Origin of the sequence: Paenibacillus sp. (genome assembly GCF_031177825.1) — a bacterium.
In the GTDB taxonomy this organism is placed as follows: domain Bacteria; phylum Bacillota; class Bacilli; order Paenibacillales; family YIM-B00363; genus Paenibacillus_AE.
Map to the genome: position 1 here is coordinate 221,355 of NZ_JAPSKE010000006.1, position 20,849 is coordinate 242,203.

Below are 20,849 nucleotides of genomic sequence, written 5' to 3' on the forward strand. Positions count from 1 at the left end.
TACTCTTGGGGAGGTTACAAGAAATGACGAAGTGGAAACGGTCGTATGCATTGCTGACGGGAATGTCGCTGCTTCTGGCGGCATGCTCCGGCGCGAGCGGCGGCGGAACCGGCGATGCAGGGGGGGACGGAACGACGGCCTCGGCGGAAAATGGAAGCGGATCCAACCGCGGCGGCGCGGCCGATTCGGGGGAGAAGGTGACGCTGAAGGTCAGCGGCTTCAAGTCCGGCTCGGAGCTCGGGGCGATTCCGGAAATCAACGAGTCGTTCATGGAAGCGAATCCGAACATCGAGGTCGTCTACGAAGGCATGCCGGGCACGCAGTTTAAGGAGTTTCTAAAGGCGCGCTTCGCGGCGAACGACGCTTCCGACGTCATTATGATCCATCCGGGGATGTCCGACGTCATCGCGTACGGGAAGGCCGGATACTTGCTCGATTTGTCCGGCGAGCCTTGGATCGGGAACTTCACGGAGGCGTCGCTGAAGGCGACGTCGTCGGACGGCCAAGTATATGCGATCCCGAACGACATGAACGTGTTAGGGGTGTATTACAACCAGAAGATGTTCGACGAGCTCGGCGTCGCCGTGCCCGAGACGTGGGATCAGTTCATGCAGGCGGCGGAGCGGCTCAAGGCGTCCGGCGTCACGCCGATCTCCATCGGCAACAACGACGGGTGGATGACGCTGGCCGCGCTGTATACGATGGCGCCCGGCTTGGTGTACGCGGACAACCCCGACTTCGACGCGCAGCTGAACGCCGGCGAGACGACGTTCGCCGAGGGCTGGAAGACGATGGTCGAACGGTGGTTCGCGCTGGACGAAGCGGGCTACCTGACCGCGAAGAGCACGGGCGTCAACCTGGAGCAAGCGCAGCAGGCGTTCGCGACGGGCGAAGCGGCGATGTACATTGACGGCAATTGGTCGCTGCCGGGCATTCAGAGCGCGAACCCGGATCTGGCGGTCGGCATGTTCCCGATGCCTTCGAACGGAGAAGGGCAGGACGCGATCGCCTCCGCGGCGGTCGGTACGACGTTCGCGATCAATAAGAACACCAAGGTCGCCGATGCGGCCAAGAAATACTTAGAGTTCTGGTCGCAGACGGAGACGCAGAAGGCATGGGCGAAGAGCCAGCAAGCGTTCATGACGATCAAGGGCGAGACGGGCGAAGTGAATCCGGCGCTGCAGAGAATCGCCGACGTCGTGGCGAGCGGCCGCAGCTACCCGTTCCTCGACCAAGGCTGGGCGTTCGGCGGCGCGGCGACGGCGGAGATGATGACGTCCGCGCAAGGCGTGTATCTGAAAGCCATCACGCCGGCCGAGATGCTGGAAAACATGGACAACGCGTGGTCTTCGGCGGCTAGCAATCAATAAAAAATTCTTATTCCGGGGTGGTACCATGATTGGAAGAAAGAATCGTTCTTGGTTCGCGCGGATGGTCACCGTCAGCTTGCTGCTTACGTCGATATGGGGGGGGCCTGCCATGGCCGAGGAGACCGCGGCCACGGATGCCGCAGCCGCGGAAGCCGACGGGAACGTCGCATTCGGGAAAACCGTCACCTCCTCCTCCAGCTACGATGCGGACGGATGGGGGAAGCCGTATCTCGTCGACGGCTCGAAGACGGGCCCGGGCTTGCATGCGCTCGGATTCACGACGTTCCCGGCGGCGGGCCAGCCCCCCGCCGGCTCGCCGGCTTGGGTCATGATCGATCTGGGGAACGCGTACCTGATCGACCGGGTCGCCCTCTGGCCGCGCAGCGATAACGGCATGTCGAACGTCGGCATGGGCTTTCCCGTCGACTTCAAGGTGCTCGCTTCCGCCGACGGCGCGGCATGGACGACGCTGTACGAGACGACCGGCTACCCGACGCCTTCGGACGGCCGCAGTTTGGAGATTTCGTTTACCAAGCAGCAGGCTCGTTACGTTAGAGTGGAAGCGACGCGGCTGCAGGCGGATAACTTCGGCCAGACGGTCATGCAGCTTAGGGAGATGGAAGTGTTTCTCGCGCCGAACGACATGCCGGATCAAGAGGTCGTCGACCGCGACGCCGCCGAGCTGACGATCGGCGAGACCGAGAACGTCTCGACGTACTTCGCGCTGCCGACGTACGGAGCCTGGGGCTCGGTCATCGCGTGGAGCAGCTCCGATCCGTCCGTCGTGGACGCGGCGGGGCGCGTCGTTCGCCCGGTCGCCGGGGAGCCCCCGGCCGCCGTCACGTTGACGGCGACGATCCGAAGCGGAGACGTCGTTCAGGAGAAGGCGTTCCCCGTCACGGTGAAGCCGCATAAGCCCCGGGAGCCGGAGCCGGAGAAGTTCACCGTCGGCGTGTTCTGGCCTCCGACTTGGGAATACACGAACGAGCAGCAGTACCAGTGGCTGCAAGAAGCGAACGTAGACGTGCTGCAGAACGTGCTCGGCTCCGGGCTGGACACGGAGGAGCGCAACGTCAAGATGCTGGATTTGGCGGAGCGGTACGGACTGAAGGTGAACGTCGCCGATCCGCGCATCCGCGGGACGGATGAGCAAATCGCGGAAGTCGTGAACACGTACAAAAATTATTGGGGCACGGCCGGGTACTACATCCGAGACGAACCCGGCATCTCCGAGCTGCCTGCGCAGGCGCATATGTACCACGAGGTGCTGAAGCACGACGGCGAGAGGAATCCGTACGTCAATCTGCTGCCGAACATTTACGGCGACCGCTACGAGCCGGATTACGTCCGGGCGTTCGTCGAGCTGGTCGGCGCGGACCGGTTGAAATCCTTGTCGTACGATAACTATCCGTTCCTGGCGAACAACGCGTTCGACAACGGTTGGTACGATACGGCGGACATCATTCGCCGCGTCGGACTCGCGTACGATGTAAAGACGGGATCGTACTTACAATCGGTCGGATACGGCAGTTCCCCGACGAACGTGCATCATCGCGATCCGAGCGAAGCGGATATGCGGTTCAACGTCTATTCGTACCTGGCGTACGGCTTTAAGTACGTGACGTGGTTTACGTATTGGACGCCGACGAATCGAGGGGAACATTTCGAAAATGCGATCATCGACGCCGAAGGCAACAAGACGGCGAAGTACGAGCCGTTCCAGCGGCTGAACGGCGAGATGAAGCAGCTCGGCAAGACGTTGATTCGCTTGGACGCGAAGGAAGTGTATCACACGGGCGCGGCGATGCCGACCGCCTCCGCGAAGCGGCTGCCGGAGAATTTCTATTTAGCGCCCGCGAACGCGGCGGACGAGACGCTCGTCTCCTACCTGGTGCATAAGGATACGGCTAGATCGTACGTCATGGTCGTCAACAAGTCGCTGACGGACAGCAAGACGTTCACGTTTAAGGCGGATCCGAGAATTAGCGGCGTGAACGAAGTGTCGAAGGTGGACGGCGCGGAAGCGCCGGCCGCGGGCTACGACGCGAAGAGCCGGACGCTGACCGATACGTTCTTGCCGGGCGAAGGGAAGCTGTACGCCTTGGTCGGGAACGTGCCCGAGTACGTCGGCCCGCAGACGCCGACCGTGCTCGAGGCGCCTTCGTCCGACGACCGCCATCCGCTGTCCAACTTGGCGTCGGGCGGGCGAGTTACGGCTTCTTCCGACATTAAGAATTGGGGCTGGCACGGCGACAACCTCGTGGACGGGAAGCGCATCGGAGAGAGCGGCGATTTCGCGCCGAAGGGCTGGACCAGCCAGCCGTCGAAGACGCAACCGGCGTCTCCGGAGTGGGTCGGCGTCGACCTGGGCGCGAATTACTTGGTGGACCGCGTCGTATTGTGGCCGCGGAACGATAACGGGACGAATCGAGGACTGGGCTTCCCGGTCGACTACAAGGTGCAGCTGTCGAACGACCGGCAATCGTGGACGACCGCCGTCGTCGTAACGGGCGCGGCGTTGCCGAGCGAAGGCGAAGCGACGGAGCTGACCTTCGAAGCGACGCACGCCCGGTATGTGAGAGTCGAGGCGTCGAAGCTGCGCACCGATCCGTTCGGGGACTACGTGTTCCAGCTCGCGGAGCTCGAGGTTTATCAGCAAGATCCGGGCACGCGGCTGCGGCTGCAAGCGGGGACGACCGAGCTGGTGACCGGTCAGACGACGACGCTGCGCGTCGAACGATGGCTGGACGACGGCACGCTGGAGCCGGTACCGGGCGCGACCTTCGCCAGCAGCCGTCCGGACGTCGCCGTCATAGACGCCGCGGGCCGCGTGACGGCGGTCGCCCCCGGTACGACCGACATTGAAATAACGGCGACGGCGGAGGACGGGACGGCAGATTCGCGCACGGTGCGGCTGACGGTGCGCTCGCTGGAGGCGCCTTGGTCGCTGACGACGTTCGGGGGCGCCGAAGCGGTTATCGTCTCCGAGCCGGGCGTCTTGGAGGTATCGGCGTCCGGCGCGTTCGGCGATGCCGGCGCGGAACGGTTCGCGTTCGTCCATCGACCGGGTCAAGGGAAAAACCAAGAATTGACCGGGACGATCCGCTCCTTCGGCATCCCGGGTGCGGCCGGCGGGCTCGACGGACGTTCGGGCCTCTTGTTCAGACAGACCGATAAGGGAACGACCGACGTCTTCCTGTCCGTCAGTCCGGAGGGGAGATTGGAGCTTCGAAGCGCGGCGTCCGACGACAAATCCGACGCCCTCGCGCAAGGCGACTACGCTCCGCTGCCGGTCGAGCTGAAGCTCGTGCAGGACGGGAATCGATTCACTGGCTACTATAAGAAAGACGGAACGTGGCTGCCGATCGCCGGGGACGTCGAGGCGTCCACCGTGAAGGCGAAGATGTCCGACGGTTGGCAGGCGGGCTTCGCCGCGTACTCGAACGTCGAGGCGGCGTTCCAGCGGACGACGGTCGACGGGCTGACGCTGACGGCGCTTCCGCCGAACCCTAAGGCGCAAGATCCGCAAGAGTAACGAATACACGCACTTTCGCGAAGCCTGGCTGCGTAGAGACGCAGCCAGGTTTTGCGGCATTCGAAGGAGGCATTCGCGGAGATGAACAACGGATTGTCGATCGTCGAGATGAAGGTACGCGGCTGTGACGCTTCGGATCTGACGTTCTCGTGGCGCCTGGCGTCTACCGCCAGAGGAAGAAGGCAGTCGGCTTGGACGATTCGGGTGGCGGAGACGGCGGAAGCGCTATCCTCGGCCGACGGAGAGGCGATATGGATCGAGAGCAGTTCGGAGGGCGGTTCGGGCTCGACGGCCCGGTACGACGGTCCGCCGCTTGCCGGCAATCGCCGGTATTGGTGGTCGGTAGACGTGCGCGACGAGCGCGGCGGCCGGACCGTCTCGGCCCCTTCCGCGTTCGACACGGCGCTCGCCCCGGCCGACTGGAAGGCGCAGTGGATTTGGAAGCCGGGGCCGGTTCGCCCCAACGATTTCGCTTACTTCCGGAAGACGTTCGCGATCGCTCCGGTTCGCCTGGAACGCGCCCGGCTGTTCGTCTCGGCGCATCACTATTTCCAGTTGTTCGCGAACGGGACGCGCGTCGGCGGGTACGGGTCGCCGGCGCCGACGCTGCCGACGGACCGGAAGCTTTATTTGACCTACGATATTGCCGGCTTGCTCCGCGACGGCGAGAACGCCATCGGCGTCATCGTCCACTACCTCGGGGGCAGCGGACAGAACTACGTGAACGGCGCGCCCGGGCTGATCGTGCAAGGACAGTTCGACGGGGCGGACGGAACGACGCGCACGATCGTCACCGACGAGACGTGGGAAGTCGTTCGCGACATCCCGCATCGCGTCGGAACGCCGTATCAACAAAACCGCCGCATCTCCGCCGTCGAGCAATACGACGCTAGAAGGTGGGACGGCCGCTGGCTCGAGCCGGACGATCGCGGCCGGTTCGTCGAGGCGGTCGTAATCGCGGATCGGAACGGAGAGACGTGGCCCCTGCGGCCTCAAGAGCTCCCGGAGGGCGCCGCGGAGGAACGAATCGTACCGGCGCCGGTCGGCGTCCAGATGCCCGGACGGCAGGTATTCGACGCGGGGAAGATCGTCTCCGGCTGGCCCTCTTTGCGGGTGAAAGGATTCGAAGGCGTAACGGTGCGGATGCGCTATTCCGAAGCGCTGGACGAGGAGGGCGGCGTGAAGCATAACGTATGCAACGAGACGTCCGAGACGTACTACGACGAGTACACGATGGCGGGCCGGCAGTCGGAGACTTGGGAGCCGGACCTCTCTTACAAGGCGTTCCGGTACGTCGAGGTGACCGGGTATCCGGAGCCGCTGAACGGCGATAACGTCCGGATCGTCTCCGCGCATACGGACGTGGCGCACACCGGGTCGTTCGCCTCGTCCAACGCGCTGCTCGATGCGATCTACGCCGCGTGCATCCAGACGCAGAAGAACAACGTGCTCGGTCAGCTCGTCGACTGCCCGCATCGCGAGCAGGCGCAGTATTTGGCCGACGCCGATCTGCAGGCGGAGACGCTGCTGTACTTTTTCGACGGAATGACCGCGCTGGATAAGCTGCTCGCGGACTTCGAAGGCGCCCAGCGCGCCGACGGCACCTTCCCGTTCGTCTTCCCGTCCAACGTCGATCACCCCGACTTCGCGATCGACATCCCGGAGTGGGATCTCCATTTCGTGACGGTCTTATGGAAAATGTACCGCTTCTCCGGCGACTCCTCCTACGTATCCCGGCATTATGCGGCGGCGAAGCGCCTCATGGACGGCGTCGCGGCCCGGATCGACGAGACGGGGCTCGTGCCCAAAGGGGCGGGCTGGCATATCAGCGACTGGCCGTACCCTACGATCGATCAAGAAGGCGCGTATCTGACCGCGCAAAACTTGAAGTCGTACCGGAACTTCGAGCTGCTGGCGCGAATGGCGGAGCTGCTCGGTCTGCGCGAGGATGCGGCTTCGTTCGCCGCGCGACAGGCGTCGCTCGGCGCGGCGATCCGCGAGCGGTTATACGACGAGACGAGCGGGCTGTTCCTCGATTGCAGCGGATCGGAGCGGCGCCACCAAGGCGTCAATGTCCTCGCGCTGGAATACGGGCTCGTCCCGGAGGAGCGCCGTACGGCGGTCTTGGATTACATTGTCCGCGAAGGGCATCAATGCAAGACGCTGCTGTCCCTGAATTTGCTGCGGGCGCTGTTCGAAAACGGGAGGGAAGAAGACGCCTACCGACTGCTGAACCATACGCAGTACCCCGGATGGGGATACATGATCGCGCAAGGCTCGAAGACGATCTGGGAAGGCTTCGACGACATCGAGTCGCACTCCCATGCATGGAACGCGTACCCGGCGAGACTGTTCGTCGAATACATCGTCGGCATCCGGATCGGCGCGCCAGGCTTCGCGACGGCGGAGCTCCGGCCGTGGCTGCCGGAGGATATACGATTCGCGGAAGGCTCTGTGCTGACGCCGGCCGGGCGGGTACAGCTGCGCTGGGAGCGGATCGGCGAACGCGAGCTTTCGATCGAAGCGGACATTCCCGCGAACGGTTCGGCCGCGCTGGTTCTCCCTTGGTCGGCGCTGCGCATCGACCGGATCGTCGAGTCCGGCCGGGAGCTGTATCGCGACGGCGCGTTCATTCGCGGTACCGCGGGAATCGCGGGCCTCGCGGAGGCGCAGGACGGTTCCGTCGCGTTGACGCTTGGGTCGGGGAGCTATTCGTTTACGGTGTTCGAAGCGTAGCTTCGCGATCCGAAGCGCCGCCGCTTGGACAACGCGCCGCGCTTCCTACATAATGAATGGCGGAGGTGCATGAATATGGCAGAGACGAACCGTCCGGACGAGGAAGTGCGGGAAGCCCGGCCGACCGCATACGAGGTTCATCCGAACGTGCTGCAGCGTTGGTCCCCCCGCGCGTTCGACGAGCGGGAGGTGCCGGAGGAGCTTCTGTTCGGTTTGTTCGAAGCGGCGCGGTATGCGCCGTCGGCGAACAACGAGCAGCCTTGGCGTTACGTCCTCGCTCGAACGAAGCAGGACCGAGAAGCGTTCTACGAATTCATCAACGAAGGGAATCGGAGCTGGTGCGAGCGCGCGCCCGCGCTGGCGGTGCTGGCGGCGAAGAAGACGTCGTCGCGGAACGGCAATCCGATGCGTACGTACGCGTTCGACGCGGGAGCGTCGTGGGCGACGTTAGCGCTCGAGGCGACGAACAAAGGGCTGGTCACGCATGCGATGGGCGGCTTCGACGCCGCTAAGGCGAAGGAGGCGCTTGGCTTCTCCGACGACTACGAGCCGATGATCGTCATCGCGATCGGCTACCGCGGCGATCCCGCCGTCTTGACCGAGGGACAGCGCGAGCGGGAGAAGCCGTCGTCGCGTAAGGCGTTAAGCGAGGTCGTGCACGAAGGGAAGTTCCAAGGCGAGTAAAAGCGAAGGCGTCCTGAACAAGGGCGCCTTTCTTCATGGGGAAGCCGACGCTGAACGGGAAATCCTCCCCCTCATCGGCAGGATCGGAGCGGTATTCGCTTGCCGAACGGGAAAACCTCCGTCTTATTCATGCGAAATGGACGATAACCGTTCGTTTTGGCGGAATTCTCGAAGCGCAGTCGTCCCACATTGCGGTTATCGCCCTACGTCCACCGAGCCGCCCATAACTTCATCTCGTGGCAGATTTTATGCAAGTCGTGGCCTTTGGGCGTTAGCTTATACTCGACGGTCACCGGAACGGTCGGAAACACGTGCCGCTCCAGCACGCCGTGGTCCTCGAGGTGGCGAAGCGTGCTCGTCAGCGCCCGAGGGCTGACGGCGGGGATGAGCCGCTGCAGCTCGCCGAATCGGCGCGTTCCGCAGAACAACTCGCGAATGACGAGGAAGGCCCATTTTCCGCCCAACACGTCCAAGGTTTTCTCGATATTGCAGTCGATCACGTCGGGCGTCTTCGGGATATAGCTGCTTGCTTTCTTCATGACGGTCATGCGTACGTCCTCCTAATCCTAACTATAAAATGTATAGTAGATACACTCCATATAATTAAGTGAAAAGGTTTTCCCTTCTTCACATCTTATAGGAACTGTCCTAAGATTTAAAGAGTAAGAACCTAAATCTGCTTCGGCGGCATCGTCGGAAAGAAGGAGGATGTACACATGAATTACAGAAAGCTAGGCGGCACCGGCCTGAAGGTGAGCGAGATCAGCTTGGGGAGCTGGCTTACATATGGAGGCTATGTCGAGCGGGAGAACGCGGTCAACGCGATCAAGACGGCGTACGAGCTCGGCATTAATTTCTTCGACACGGCGAACGTATACGAGCGAGGCGCCGCGGAAGAGGTCGTCGGGGAGACGCTGAGAGCGTATCCTCGCGAGTCGTACGTGCTGGCGACGAAGGTGTTTTGGCCAATGGGCGACGGACCGAACGACCGCGGCTTGTCCCGCAAGCACGTGATGGAACAGGCGCATGCGAGCTTGAAGCGACTGGGCCTCGACTACGTCGACATCTACTACTGCCACCGTCACGATCCGGAGACGCCGCTGTACGAGACGCTGCGCGCGATCGACGATCTGGTGCGCCAAGGGAAGGTGCTGTACGTCGGCGTCAGCGAATGGCAGGCGTCGCAGATCGCGGAAGCGCTCGGCACGGCAGACAAGTATTTGCTCGACCGGATCGTCGTCAACCAGCCGGTGTACAACATGTTTAATCGCTATATCGAAAAGGAGATCATCCCCCTCAGCGAACGCTCCGGCATCGGCCAGGTCGTCTTCTCGCCGCTGGCGCAAGGGCTGCTGACGGGCAAGTACACGTCGGCGACCGACGTGCCGGCCGACAGCCGCGCCGCGAAGCTCGAGTGGATGCGGAGCGGCATCACCGAGGAGAAGCTGGAGAAGGTGCGGCAGCTCGAAGGCATCGCGAAGGAGCGCGACATCTCCGTCGGCAACTTGGCGCTCGCTTGGATTTTGCGACAGCCGAACGTCGCCAGCGCGCTCGTCGGCGCCAGTCGTCCGGAGCAGGTCGTCGAGAACGCGAAGGCGTCGGGCGTGAAGCTCGAAGCCGACGTGTTGGAGCGGATCGAAGCGATCTTGGCATAGCAGTCGAGGCAAGTTCGACGCGAGGGAGGACGAACCATTGCGCAGCACGACGAGCAGCCTTGAAATCATGGACGTAGACACCGGCGAGCGGACGACGCTGGCGGCGTTCGACCGAGTGATCGAAGCGCCGAATTGGACGCGGGACGGGAAGCTCGTCTATAACAGCGCAGGCGGCCTCTTCTCCTTCGATCTCGAGACGCGCCTCAGCGCCCGGATCGATACTGGGTTCGCTTCAGCCTGCAACAACGACCATGTCCTGTCCCCCGATCACCGTTCCATCGCGATCAGCCATCATACGGCCGAGGACGGCCGATCCCGGATTTACGTCCTCCCGCTGGCAGGGGGATATCCTACGCTCGTTACGCCGCTGGGGCCGTCCTACCTTCACGGATGGTCGCCGGACGGCCGAACGCTGGCGTATTGCGCCGAACGCAACGGGCAATACGACATCTATACGATCCCGGCGGTCGGCGGCGTGGAGACGCAGCTGACGGATCTGCCCGGGCTGGACGACGGACCGGAATATTCGCCGGACGGGAAGCACATCTGGTTCAACTCGACGCGTTCCGGCCTCATGCAGGTGTGGCGCATGAACGCGGACGGCAGCGAACCGACGAGGATGACGTACGAGGACAGCAATAATTGGTTCCCGCACGCGTCTCCGGACGGGGAGCGCGTCGTCTACCTCGCCTATCGAACGGGCGACGTCGCGCCCGGCGATCATCCGCCGGACAAGGACGTCGAGCTGCGGATCATGCCGAGCGCCGGCGGTCCGTCCCGGACGCTGGCGAAGCTGTTCGGCGGACAGGGGACGATTAACGTAAACTCCTGGTCCCCCGACAGCAAGCGGATCGCCTTCGTCAGTTACGGAATGCCGTCGAATTCATAAAACCTCCCGCTGCTCCTCCGCTCGGGGCCGACGATCGGCCTGCGGAGAGGAGCGGGAGGTTTTTTTCTACGACAGCCCCATTGGCGCAAAATCGGGGAGAAGCTCCTCACCCTAAGTTCCTACCCCTTCATCTTCCTCCGATATGCGGTCGGGGACATGCCGATCTCCTTCCGAAACACCCTCGAGAAGTACAACGAGTCCCCGTACCCCAGCTTCGCTCCGATCTCCTTAGCGCTCCAGGCGGACAAATCGAGATAGGTGCACGCTTGCTGCATCTTCAGCTTGGTGAAGTAATGCAGCGGCGAGGCGCCGGTCACGCGCTTGAACACGGCCGAATAATGGGAGCGCGATAAATTCGCTTGCTCCGAGAGCTGACGTAAACTCAGGTTAGCGCCTAAGTTCAGCGTCATGTAGCGGATGGAGCGCTCGACCGTCTCCTTCGACACGTTGTCTCCGCCCGGCGCATGCTGCATGGCGAGAAAGCTTAACATCTGCTGCAGCTGTTGATTCGCGAACAGGCAATGCGCGAGCGAATACCCTTGCCGAGACAGAAGCTCGAAGCAAGGTTGGAACCATTCGATCAGAAGCACCGCATCCTCTCCGGATACCTGCAGCGTATGGCCCGCGAGCGGAAGCAGGTCGACGAAATCCCGAGCGGACTCCCCCTGGAAATGAATCCAGTAAATGCTCCAAGGATGTTCCTCGGAAGCCCCATATCGATGCCTTATGCCGGGAGGCAGCACGACGACGTCGTACTTTCGCACCGCCTTCCGTTTCTCCTCCCCGACTTGGATCCACCCGGCGCCGCCGACGCAGAGCATAAGAATGTACGTATCGCAGCCTTCGAATCGTTCGCGGTAGTGATATTTTGCATGCGGGAAGTAACCGATGTCCGTCGTCGTCAGCGGTTTGAGGAGCGGATGCTGCGACAGCTCTCGGATGCGCGACTCAGGCAAGACAAGAATTTTCTCCGATTCGAAGCCCTCTCTTTTCCGCAACGCGGGTTTCCCTCCTACTTCCGAGCCGATGACCCGATCATCGGATCATTGTCCATATGCTTCGGATGATTGTGAATTTTAAAACACGCGCCCTAGGAAGTAAAGTGGAAGCATACGCGCGATTTGTAAAGTAAAGGAGAGGTCCGTATGCGTTTAAGCGGGAAGGTAGCGATCGTCACGGGAGCCGGAAGAGGCATCGGGAAGGGTATTGCGGTCGAATTCGCGAAGGAGGGCGCGACGGTCGTCGTAGGTACGCTGGTCGAGGAGGAAGGGAGGCAGGTCGTCCAAGAAATCGCGGAGACGGGGGGGCGGGCCCGATTCATACCGGTCGACGTCGCCTCCGAGGACAGCGTGCGGGAGCTCGTACGACAGGCGACGGAGGCCTATGGGAGGATCGACGCGCTGGTGAACAATGCCGGCATTACGTTGTTTAAGCCGCTGTTGGAATCGACGCTCGACGATTGGGACGCGGTCATGAACATCGACCTGCGCGGCGTATTTCTATGCAGTAAATACGTCGCGGCGGAGATGGTGAAGCGAGGCGCGGGGTCGATCATTAACATCTCGTCGAATCATGCGAAGGCGACGCTGCCGAACACGGAGCTGTACGCGGCGGCGAAGGCGGGAGTGAACGGGCTGACGCGCAGCATGGCGCTCAGCCTCGGGAAGTCCGGCATTCGGGTGAACGCGATTTGCCCGGGCTTTACGGATACGCCGCATTACCGCGCTTGGCTCGAAAGCAGCGGCAACGCCCGCGAGATCGAACGGGAAGTCGCTTGGCTGCACGCAGGCAGCCGCATCGCCTCGCCTTCGGACATCGGCAGGCTTGCGTTGTATTTGGCTTCGGACGAGGCGGAGATGATTACGGGCGAGGAAATCGTCATCGACGGCGGATTGTCGGCGCGGCTGTATCATTCCAGGCTTTGTTAAGAGGGAGGCGAGCGGCATGGAGAGGGTACGGGACGGCGTGACGGTAAAGCCTACGGTTCATGGGGGATGGAAGGCGATCGAGCTGGCGTCGAGGGCGATCCGGGCCGTCGTCGTCCCGGAGCTGGGCGCGAAGATCGTCTCGCTGCGGTATCGGCCGTCGGGGAAGGAGTGGCTGATCGACCCGGGCGAAAGGGCGCTGCGGAAGCCGGACTACGGCTCCGCCTTCGCGGAGGCGGATATGAGCGGATGGGACGAATGCTTTCCGACGATCGATGCGTGCGCGTATCCGGCGGAAGGGGCGTTCGCCGGCCGTCCGCTGCCCGACCACGGCGAGCTGTGGTCGCTTCCCTGGAGCGCCGACGTCCAAGACGGCTCGCTCGTCTGCGCGGCGGCGGGCCGCGCGCTGCCGTACGCGTTCGCGCGAAGGATGTTTTTCGCGGCGGACGATACGCTGCGGTTGGAGTACGCCGTCGAGAATCGAGGCGCGGAACCGCTGGCGGCGTTATGGGCGGCGCATCCCCAATTCCGAGCGACGGAGCAGACGCGAATTCGCCTGCCGCGTACCGTCGATCGGGTGCTCTGCGTCTACGGCGGGCGGACGATGGAAGCGGGCACGCGGCTCGCGTGGCCGGAGGGGCTCGATCGCATCGGTTCGGCCGCACGGCGGGATTCGCGCAAGTTGTATGTAGACGGACCGGCGGGCCTTGGTTGGGCGGGACTGTACGAAGCGGACAGCGGAGATTATCTAACGATGGAATGGCGGCCGGAGGAGCTTCCGTACCTTGGCGTCTGGATCGACGAAGGCGACTTCAACGATCGGGCCGTGTGCGCCTTGGAGCCTAGCAACGGATTTTACGACGACTTGTCCGAGGCGGCGGCGCGGGGCATGACACTCTCGATCCCGCCGGGCGGAACCGCGGCATGGCGATTGAACGTGCGCCTCGGCCGCGGCTCTCCCGAAGAGATGGGGGACGGCTGAGCGGGAAGCGCTCCCGTCTATGCTTCGATCCGGTGCGCAATCGGCCGGCGTCGCGAGGTCTTAACTCTTAATGGCGCCCATCATGATGCCCTTGACGAAGTAACGCTGGATGAAAGGATACACCATCACGATCGGGATCGTCGCGACCATCGTCACCGCCATTCGAATGCTCTCGCCGGAGACGGGGATCCGCTTCGAGCTGTTCGCGAGCTGCTCCGCCTCCGACACCATGGCGCCGGTCTGGAACTGGTTTAAAATTTTGACGAGCACCGCCTGCAGCGTCTTCAACTCCGGCTTATACGTGTAGATATATGAATCGTACCACGCGTTCCAATGCCCGATACCGACGAACAGCGCGATGGTGGCGAGGACGGGCACGCAGAGCGGCAGGACGATGCGCGCGAAGACGGCCAGGTCGTTCGCGCCGTCCATCTTGGCGGATTCCTCGAGCTCGCCCGGCAGCTGCTCCATATACGTCCGGACCAGAATCATCAGGAAGACGCCGATCAAGCCCGGGAAGATGAACACGCCGAACGTATCGATCAGACCCAGCGATTGAATGACCATATACGTCGGGATGAGTCCTCCGCCGAAATACATCGTGAAGATGAAGAACAACGTCAGCGGCCGCCAGAGGATCAGCTTCCGCTTGCTGAGCGAGTACGCCATCATGCTGATGGCGAGCACGGACAGCGGGGTGCCGACGATCGTGCGCAGCACGGTGACGCGGACGGAGAGAAGCAGCTCGTCGTTGCGGAAGATCGAGCGGTAGCTCTCGAACGAAAACTCGCGTGGCCATAAGTATAAGCCGCCCCGCACGGAGTCGGTGGCATCGTTCAGCGAGACGACGAGAATGTTCCAGAACGGGTAGAACGTAACGACGAAGACGGCGGACAGGAACGCGTACAGCAAGACGTTAAACGCATGGTCGGAGAGCGAAGCGTTGCGAAGCATAAGCGGGAAGCCTCCTTCTTGTTAGAACAGCGATTGATCGTTCAGCTTCTTGGATGCGTAGTTGACCAAGACGACCATCAAGAATGCGACGACGGAGTTGAACAAGCCGACCGCCGAAGCGTACGAGAACATGGAGTTCTGCAGGCCGTAGCGGAACGAATACGTGGAGAGCACGTCGGAAAAGTCTTGATTCAGCCCGTTGCCGAGCAGGTAATGTTGGTCGAACCCCGCGTTCAGGACGCCGCCGAGCGCCAGAATAAGCAGAATCACGATCGTCGGCTTTAGATGCGGCAGCGTAATGTACCGGATTTGCTGGAAGCGGTCGGCGCCGTCCACCTTCGCAGCCTCGAACAGCTCCAGGTTGATCGAGGAGATCGCCGCGAGGAAGATGATCGAGTTGTAGCCCATCTCCTTCCACGTATTGCCGAGCGCCACGATCCACCAGAAATAGCGGCCCTCCTGCAAAAACAGAATGCTCGTATCCGTCAGGTTCAGCCATTTCAAAATGTCGTTGACGATGCCGCCGGAGGACAGCATCGTGACGATGATGTTCGCCGCGATGACCCAAGAGATGAAGTGGGGCAGGTAGGACACGGTCTGCACCGTCTTCTTGAACAGCGCCCCTCGTACCTCGTTGAGCGCGATCGCGATCAGGATCGGGACGGGGAAGGAGATGACCAGCGTCAGCATCGTGGATGCGATCGTGTTGCGCATGATTTTGTAGAAATCGCCGTTCTGGAAAAAGTACCGGAACCAGTCCAAGCCGACGAATTCGCTCTGGAACAGCTTGGTCCAGAAGCCGCCGAGGGACGGCTGATAGTTGACGAAAGCCATGTACAGGCCGGCCATCGGCAAATAGCAGAAGAAGATCGCCCAGAGCAGGGCCGGCAGCAGCATCAGCAGCAGATATCGCTGTTCGATTACAACCGTTTTCCAATTGCGCCGTCGTTCGGTCTTCGTCCGTTGCGGGGGAATCGTTGCCGCACGTTCCATGTGTACACCTCGTTCGTTGGGAATGAGGAAATTATACGGGTTTCGGAAAAGCGCTCTCAATAATACAATGTGCGGATTCATACGGGAAAACGTCTAATCTTCAACAGGGAGAGATGCGATGTGAATACGATCTTCCTCGTCGAGGACGAGGTCGTGGAATTAGAGCACTTGCAGGAGCATATAGCGTGGGAGGACATGGGCCTGCGGGTCGTGGGCGCCGCGCGGAACGGGAAGCGGGCTTGGGCGCAAATTCAGGAACTGCGGCCGGACATCGTGCTGACGGATGTCCGCATGCCGATCATGGACGGGCTGCGGCTCGCGGCGCTCGTGCAAGAGCGCTTCGATGGGATAAAGGTCGTGTTCCTCAGCGGGCACGACGAATTCGCATACGTGAAGTCGGCGCTGGAATCCGGGGCGATCGGATATTTGCTCAAACCGATCGATCCGGGGGAGCTCGCGAACGTCATGGCGAAGGTGAAGGCCGAGGTGTCGAAGGCGCGGCTGGTTCGGCGATCGAAGCAAGCGTTGGTCGAGAAGCAGGTCGAGGCGCTGCTGACGGCCGGCGACCCGGAACGCCGCCGATCGGCTTGGGGCGAGCTGACGGGCGTCGCGCCGGCATACCGCGATCGCCTGTTCGAAGGCGGGGTGCTTCGCTGCGCCGCCGCCCCGGACGCGATCGATCGGCTCGCGAGGGAAGCGATGGGAGCGGCCGATGACGACGTCGTCGTCGCGACGTCCGGGGAGGGCGAGCGCTTCGTCGCGATTTCGGTAAGCGCTTCCGACGGGCGGGCGTGGGACCGCCTGGCCGCCGCCTTCGCCGAGCGAGGACTTCTCGCGTCGGTCGGCGTGCGCAACCGCGCAGGCCCGTTGTCGGATGCGCCCGACATGCTTGCGGAAGCGAGGCTTGCGGCGGAACAGTGCTTCTACGACGGCTTCGGCCGCGCCTACCGGTCTGGAGAGACCTCGGTTCCGCTGGAGGCCGAGGAGGGGGACGACGGAATGGTCGATGTAGCGGCGAAGATGAGCCCGGAGGGGTTGCCCGGCCTGCTCGAGGCGATCGAGGCGGCGTTCGACCGGATGGCCGAGCGGCGCGTACCGCGCGAGCTCGTATGCAAGCGGGCGGCGGAGTGGCTGCAGGGCTTGTCCGCCGAACTCGAGAAGTACGGCGATTGGCCGGAACGGGGGCTCGGCGGCTTCGAGTCGTGGCGCCGGGCGGTCGAGGCGCAGCGGACGATCGGCGAGGCGAAGACGTATGTCGCCTCCTTGCTCCGAAACGTCTGCGCATACGTCGAAGACAAAGCGCGGGACCGGAACGCGCAGGTCGTGACGGAGGTCGCGGCGTACATAGACGCGCATTACGCCGAGCCGCTGACCATCGAATCGCTGGCCGGGAAGGCGTACCTGTCTCCGAACTACCTGCGGTCGCTGTTCAAGGAGAAGCGGGGCGTTACCATTCACGATTACTTGACGTCGGTCCGCCTGCGGCGATCGCTCGAGCTGCTGCGCGACCGATCGCTGAAGATCAAGGACGTCGCGGGCGGCGTCGGGTACGATAATACGTCGTATTTCTGTTCCCTGTTCTATAAAACCCAAGGGGTTACGCCGAATGAGTATCGCAAAAAGTTTCTATAGACCGTTCGCGGCGCTCCGTCGGCGGATGAGCGATCAGCGGCTGCGGAGCAAGCTGTTCGTCGTGTATTTGCTCGTCACGTTCTTGCCGATCTCGTTCCTGGTCGCCTATTCGTATCATACGGTGAAGGAGCAGCTGACGCGGCAGGCGGTGGACAACATCGGCAGCACGATCGATCAGATCAACAACAATATCCAGAACAGGCTGAGCATGTACTCCCAGATCGCCACGCTGATCTACATGGACGAACAGATGCGCAACTATTTGTCCTACCGGTACGAGAAGAACGACCTGCACTATCTCGACGCATACGATTACATCAACGACACGCTCTACAAGATGCTCGCGATGAACCCGAACCTGAAGTCGATCTCGATTTACACGGAAAATAAGACGCTGCATTCGGACGGCTTTTTTATTCAATACATGGACGACTTTCCCGAACGGTTGCGCGCGGAGACGTTCGCGGCGGAAGGCAACATTACGTCGTTCCTGTCGCGGGCGGACGACGGGGAGAGGACCGTGACGCTGGCGCGCTCGCTCAACTACCTCAGCCTCAACTTCCCGTACGGCATCCTGACGATGGAGATCTCGGAGCGCGAGCTGTATTCGCTGATCGAGAAAGAGAACCAAAACAAAACGATCCTGCTCGCGGACGAACGCGGGGACATCATTACCTCCGGTTTGGAGGATCGGGGGATAACGAACGTCTCGGAGCTGGACGTGTCGAAGACGGAGTTTATGGTCGTGACGAAGGCGCTGCCGAACGGGTGGCGGACCGTCGTCCTGCTGCCGTACGCGACGCTGCTGGGGGACGCGCGGAAGGCGTCGACGAACATGCTCCTCATTTCGCTCGCGTGCATCGCCGCCGCGATCGTGCTCATTTTCTTCACGAGCCGTCTGATGACGAAGCGGATCGAGACGCTGCTGCAGTTCATCCGCAAGGTCGAGCGCGGCACGTTCGAGCTTCCCGACCGCGCGATGGGGGGCGACGAGATCGGACAGCTGGCGATCGCGCTGAAGCGAATGGCCTCCACGATCCAAGACCTAATTCAAGACGTGTACAAGAAGGAGCTGCTGAGGAGCGAAGCGGAGATGACTACGCTGCAAGCGCAAATCAAGCCTCACTTTCTGTACAACGCGCTCGCTTCGATCTCCGCGCTTGCGGTCAAGCATAAGACGCCGCACGTGCACCGGATGGCGGACGAGCTGGCGCGGTTTTACCGCATCTCGCTGAACAAGGGGAAGAAGAGCGTCACGCTCGGGGACGAGCTGAAGCTGACCGAGCACTACGTCTCTATTCAGAAAATGAGGTTCCAAGGCATGTTCCGCGTCCACTATGCGCTCGACGAGTCGTTATTCCCGTATACGACGCCGAAGCTGATCATCCAGCCGTTCATCGAGAACTGCATCAATCACGCGATCTGGGACGACGAAGCCGCGATCAACATCGTCGTGAGTCTGGCGGAGGACAGGAACGACGTCCTGATCGCCGTCGTCGACGACGGCGCGGGCATGCCGCGGGAGACGGCCGAGCGGCTGTCGGCGTTCGCCGAGCCTTCGGACGAGCCGCCGGCGGGGTACGGCATCTACAACGTGAACCGGCGCATTCGATTGGCGTACGGGGAGCGTTACGGGGTCGAGCTGTACAGCCGGCCGGGCATCGGGACGGCGGCGCGCATCCGCCTTCCGAAGACGACGCGGTTTCTATGAAAGACGTTTTCCGATACGTTTCGTTATTTTGTTTTATAGATAACCGAGAGAGCGGGTAGGTACAATGGGTCCACAGCGAATGGAACCGCTGTCAACTCAACGGAGGAGGAATAGAGATACGATGAAGGTTCAGGGTCATTTCCGATTGGCGATCCTATCGGCGGCAATTGTGGCGTTGCTGGCCGCATGCAGCGGCGGCGCGGCTCCCGAGAACGGCGCGTCCGGCGACAACGGGGGGACGGACGGCGCGGGCGCCCCGACCGAAGCCGAGGGCGGCGCTCCCGATACGAGCCCGGTTACGTTCACGTTCTTCGACAAGAACGTCGGGGACAAATTCGACAATCCCGTCGCGAAGGCGATCACCGAGAAAACCGGCGTATTCCTTGAAATTCAGCAGCCGACGGGCAATCCTTCGGAGAAGCTGAACTTGATGCTTGCGAGCAACGACTTGCCGGATTTCCTCGCGATCGGCCGCGGCGACATTCTCGACAAGTATATCGCCGCGGGCGCGCTGACGCCGCTGAACGACTTGATCGACCAATACGGTCCGAACATTAAGGAAATGTACGGAGACATGCTGAATAAGACGAGGTCGGCGGACGGGAACAACTACTACCTCGCCAACTGGTACGGCCTCGAGCAATATCCGGTCTTCGGATTCCTGATGCGGATGAACGTCATGAAGGAGTTGGGCGCCGGCGCCAAGGTCGATAACGGCGAGGCGTTCGCGGCCGACGAGTTCGTGGCGCTGCTGAAGGCGTATCAAGCGAAAGCTCCGGCGGTCGACGGCAAGCCGGCGTACGCGATGACGTTCAACGGCGAGAACATGGGGGCCATCACCGGCACGTTCAAAGGCATGTTCGGCATCCGCCCGTACTACGAGACGGACGGCGGTCTGCAGAGCGACGTCCGGGATCCGAAATATATCGAGATGATCAAATTCATGAACTCGCTGTACCGCGACGGACTCATCGATCCGGAATGGGCGACGAACAAGACGCAGCAGTACGAGCAGAAGCTTGCGAGCGGCGCGTTCTTCTCGACGGCGGACGCGTTCTGGAATCTCGGCAAGCCGAACACGATCTTGAAGGAAGAAGCCGCGGACCCGGCGACGCAGGACGAAGCGCAGTTTTACCCGTACAAGGTCGTCGCGCCGGGCGTCGATCCGAAGGAGACGACGTACGGTCCGAAGAGCTCGCTCGGCTGGGACGGCATCGGCATCTCGAAGAGCAATAAGGATCCGGTCCGCGCGATTCGGTTCCTCGACTTCCTCGCCAGCGAGGAAGGGCAGTATTTGATGATGTGGGGCGTCGAAGGCGTCCACTGGGACATGAAGGACGGCAAGCATACGCCTCGACCGGAAGTGCTCGAAGGCTTCAAGAAGGATTGGGCCAACTATTCCAAGGAGACGGGCATCCGCAAGTGGACGTGGACGATCAAGAACGGTCCGGGCTCCGACGGCACGCCGTACGATCTGATCGGACGTTACGAGACGGATCCGGTGTCCAGCCTCGCGATCAAGAACCTGGCCGATTCCTCTTTCGATACGGCGCCTTACGATAACTTGGGACCGGCCGGCGGCACGCCGGAAGCGATCATGCAGCAGAAGGTGAACGAGACGTCCTCGAAGTATTTCCCGAGAATGGTCATGGCGCCGTCCGAAGCCGAGGCGGTCGCGCTGTACGAGACGATGATGAAGGAGCTGGAGGCGGCGGGGCTGCCGGAGCTCGAGAACATTTACACGAAAAACTACAACGAGCGCAAAGAGCTTTGGAAATAAGCG

General features: G+C 62.0%; 15 protein-coding genes. 11 read left to right on the forward strand and 4 right to left on the reverse strand.

Annotation, left to right across the window (positions count from 1 at the left end; all coding sequences use genetic code 11):
- Nucleotides 1–23 precede the first annotated feature (23 nt).
- The 4 genes from RIN49_RS09750 to RIN49_RS09765 all read left to right on the forward strand — a co-directional run bounded on the left by RIN49_RS09750 (nucleotide 24) and on the right by RIN49_RS09765 (nucleotide 8,325).
- Nucleotides 24–1,370: an ABC transporter substrate-binding protein gene (locus RIN49_RS09750; RefSeq protein ID WP_309119982.1), complete on the forward strand. Its 1,347-nt coding sequence runs from the start codon at nucleotides 24–26 to the stop codon at nucleotides 1,368–1,370.
- A gap of 25 nt (nucleotides 1,371–1,395) precedes the next feature.
- A complete protein-coding gene (locus RIN49_RS09755) occupies nucleotides 1,396–4,905 on the forward strand; it encodes a discoidin domain-containing protein (RefSeq protein WP_309119983.1) in 3,510 nt (1,169 codons plus the stop codon).
- An 81-nt stretch (nucleotides 4,906–4,986) separates the two neighbouring features.
- Nucleotides 4,987–7,641 carry a family 78 glycoside hydrolase catalytic domain gene (locus RIN49_RS09760; RefSeq protein WP_309119984.1) on the forward strand — a complete coding sequence of 885 codons (2,655 nt, stop codon included), beginning with the start codon at nucleotides 4,987–4,989 and terminating at the stop codon, nucleotides 7,639–7,641.
- Between the two features lie 75 nt (nucleotides 7,642–7,716).
- Nucleotides 7,717–8,325, forward strand: a complete 609-nt coding sequence (locus tag RIN49_RS09765; protein ID WP_309119985.1) for a nitroreductase family protein — start codon at nucleotides 7,717–7,719, stop codon at nucleotides 8,323–8,325.
- Between the two features lie 203 nt (nucleotides 8,326–8,528).
- Here the strand turns inward: RIN49_RS09765 and RIN49_RS09770 are convergent, their stop codons facing one another.
- Nucleotides 8,529–8,873 carry a winged helix-turn-helix transcriptional regulator gene (locus RIN49_RS09770; protein WP_309119986.1) on the reverse strand — a complete coding sequence of 115 codons (345 nt, stop codon included), beginning with the start codon at nucleotides 8,871–8,873 and terminating at the stop codon, nucleotides 8,529–8,531.
- 168 nt (nucleotides 8,874–9,041) lie between these two features.
- Here RIN49_RS09770 and RIN49_RS09775 point away from each other — a divergent pair, with 168 nt between their 5' ends.
- Together RIN49_RS09775 and RIN49_RS09780 are read left to right on the forward strand one after the other, a co-directional pair.
- Nucleotides 9,042–9,980 (forward strand): aldo/keto reductase family protein, encoded by a 939-nt coding sequence (locus RIN49_RS09775; protein ID WP_309119987.1) that lies wholly within the window; start codon nucleotides 9,042–9,044, stop codon nucleotides 9,978–9,980.
- 37 nt (nucleotides 9,981–10,017) lie between these two features.
- A complete protein-coding gene (locus RIN49_RS09780; protein WP_309119988.1) occupies nucleotides 10,018–10,869 on the forward strand; it encodes a TolB family protein in 852 nt (283 codons plus the stop codon).
- A gap of 119 nt (nucleotides 10,870–10,988) precedes the next feature.
- On the opposite strand, the gene RIN49_RS09785 is transcribed toward RIN49_RS09780, so the two are convergent.
- A complete protein-coding gene (locus RIN49_RS09785) occupies nucleotides 10,989–11,867 on the reverse strand; it encodes an AraC family transcriptional regulator (protein ID WP_309119989.1) in 879 nt (292 codons plus the stop codon).
- A gap of 147 nt (nucleotides 11,868–12,014) precedes the next feature.
- Here RIN49_RS09785 and RIN49_RS09790 point away from each other — a divergent pair, with 147 nt between their 5' ends.
- The gene (locus tag RIN49_RS09790; RefSeq protein WP_309119990.1) at nucleotides 12,015–12,797 is read left to right on the forward strand and encodes an SDR family NAD(P)-dependent oxidoreductase; all 783 of its coding nucleotides are present in this window, start codon (nucleotides 12,015–12,017) and stop codon (nucleotides 12,795–12,797) included.
- A gap of 16 nt (nucleotides 12,798–12,813) precedes the next feature.
- Nucleotides 12,814–13,776 carry an aldose epimerase family protein gene (locus RIN49_RS09795; protein WP_309119991.1) on the forward strand — a complete coding sequence of 321 codons (963 nt, stop codon included), beginning with the start codon at nucleotides 12,814–12,816 and terminating at the stop codon, nucleotides 13,774–13,776.
- A 60-nt stretch (nucleotides 13,777–13,836) separates the two neighbouring features.
- On the opposite strand, the gene RIN49_RS09800 is transcribed toward RIN49_RS09795, so the two are convergent.
- The gene (locus RIN49_RS09800) at nucleotides 13,837–14,730 is read right to left on the reverse strand and encodes a carbohydrate ABC transporter permease (protein WP_309119992.1); all 894 of its coding nucleotides are present in this window, start codon (nucleotides 14,728–14,730) and stop codon (nucleotides 13,837–13,839) included.
- 21 nt (nucleotides 14,731–14,751) lie between these two features.
- Nucleotides 14,752–15,723 (reverse strand): ABC transporter permease, encoded by a 972-nt coding sequence (locus RIN49_RS09805; protein WP_309119993.1) that lies wholly within the window; start codon nucleotides 15,721–15,723, stop codon nucleotides 14,752–14,754.
- 120 nt (nucleotides 15,724–15,843) lie between these two features.
- Here RIN49_RS09805 and RIN49_RS09810 point away from each other — a divergent pair, with 120 nt between their 5' ends.
- The 3 genes from RIN49_RS09810 (at nucleotide 15,844) to RIN49_RS09820 (ending at nucleotide 20,846) form a co-directional block, all read left to right on the forward strand.
- Nucleotides 15,844–17,355: a response regulator gene (locus tag RIN49_RS09810; RefSeq protein WP_309119994.1), complete on the forward strand. Its 1,512-nt coding sequence runs from the start codon at nucleotides 15,844–15,846 to the stop codon at nucleotides 17,353–17,355.
- Nucleotides 17,330–19,066, forward strand: coding sequence for a cache domain-containing sensor histidine kinase (locus RIN49_RS09815; protein ID WP_309119995.1), 1,737 nt, complete (start codon nucleotides 17,330–17,332; stop codon nucleotides 19,064–19,066). The genes RIN49_RS09810 and RIN49_RS09815 overlap by 26 nt, the downstream gene beginning before the upstream one ends.
- 121 nt (nucleotides 19,067–19,187) lie before the next feature.
- The gene (locus RIN49_RS09820; RefSeq protein WP_309119996.1) at nucleotides 19,188–20,846 is read left to right on the forward strand and encodes an ABC transporter substrate-binding protein; all 1,659 of its coding nucleotides are present in this window, start codon (nucleotides 19,188–19,190) and stop codon (nucleotides 20,844–20,846) included.
- Nucleotides 20,847–20,849 lie beyond the last annotated feature (3 nt).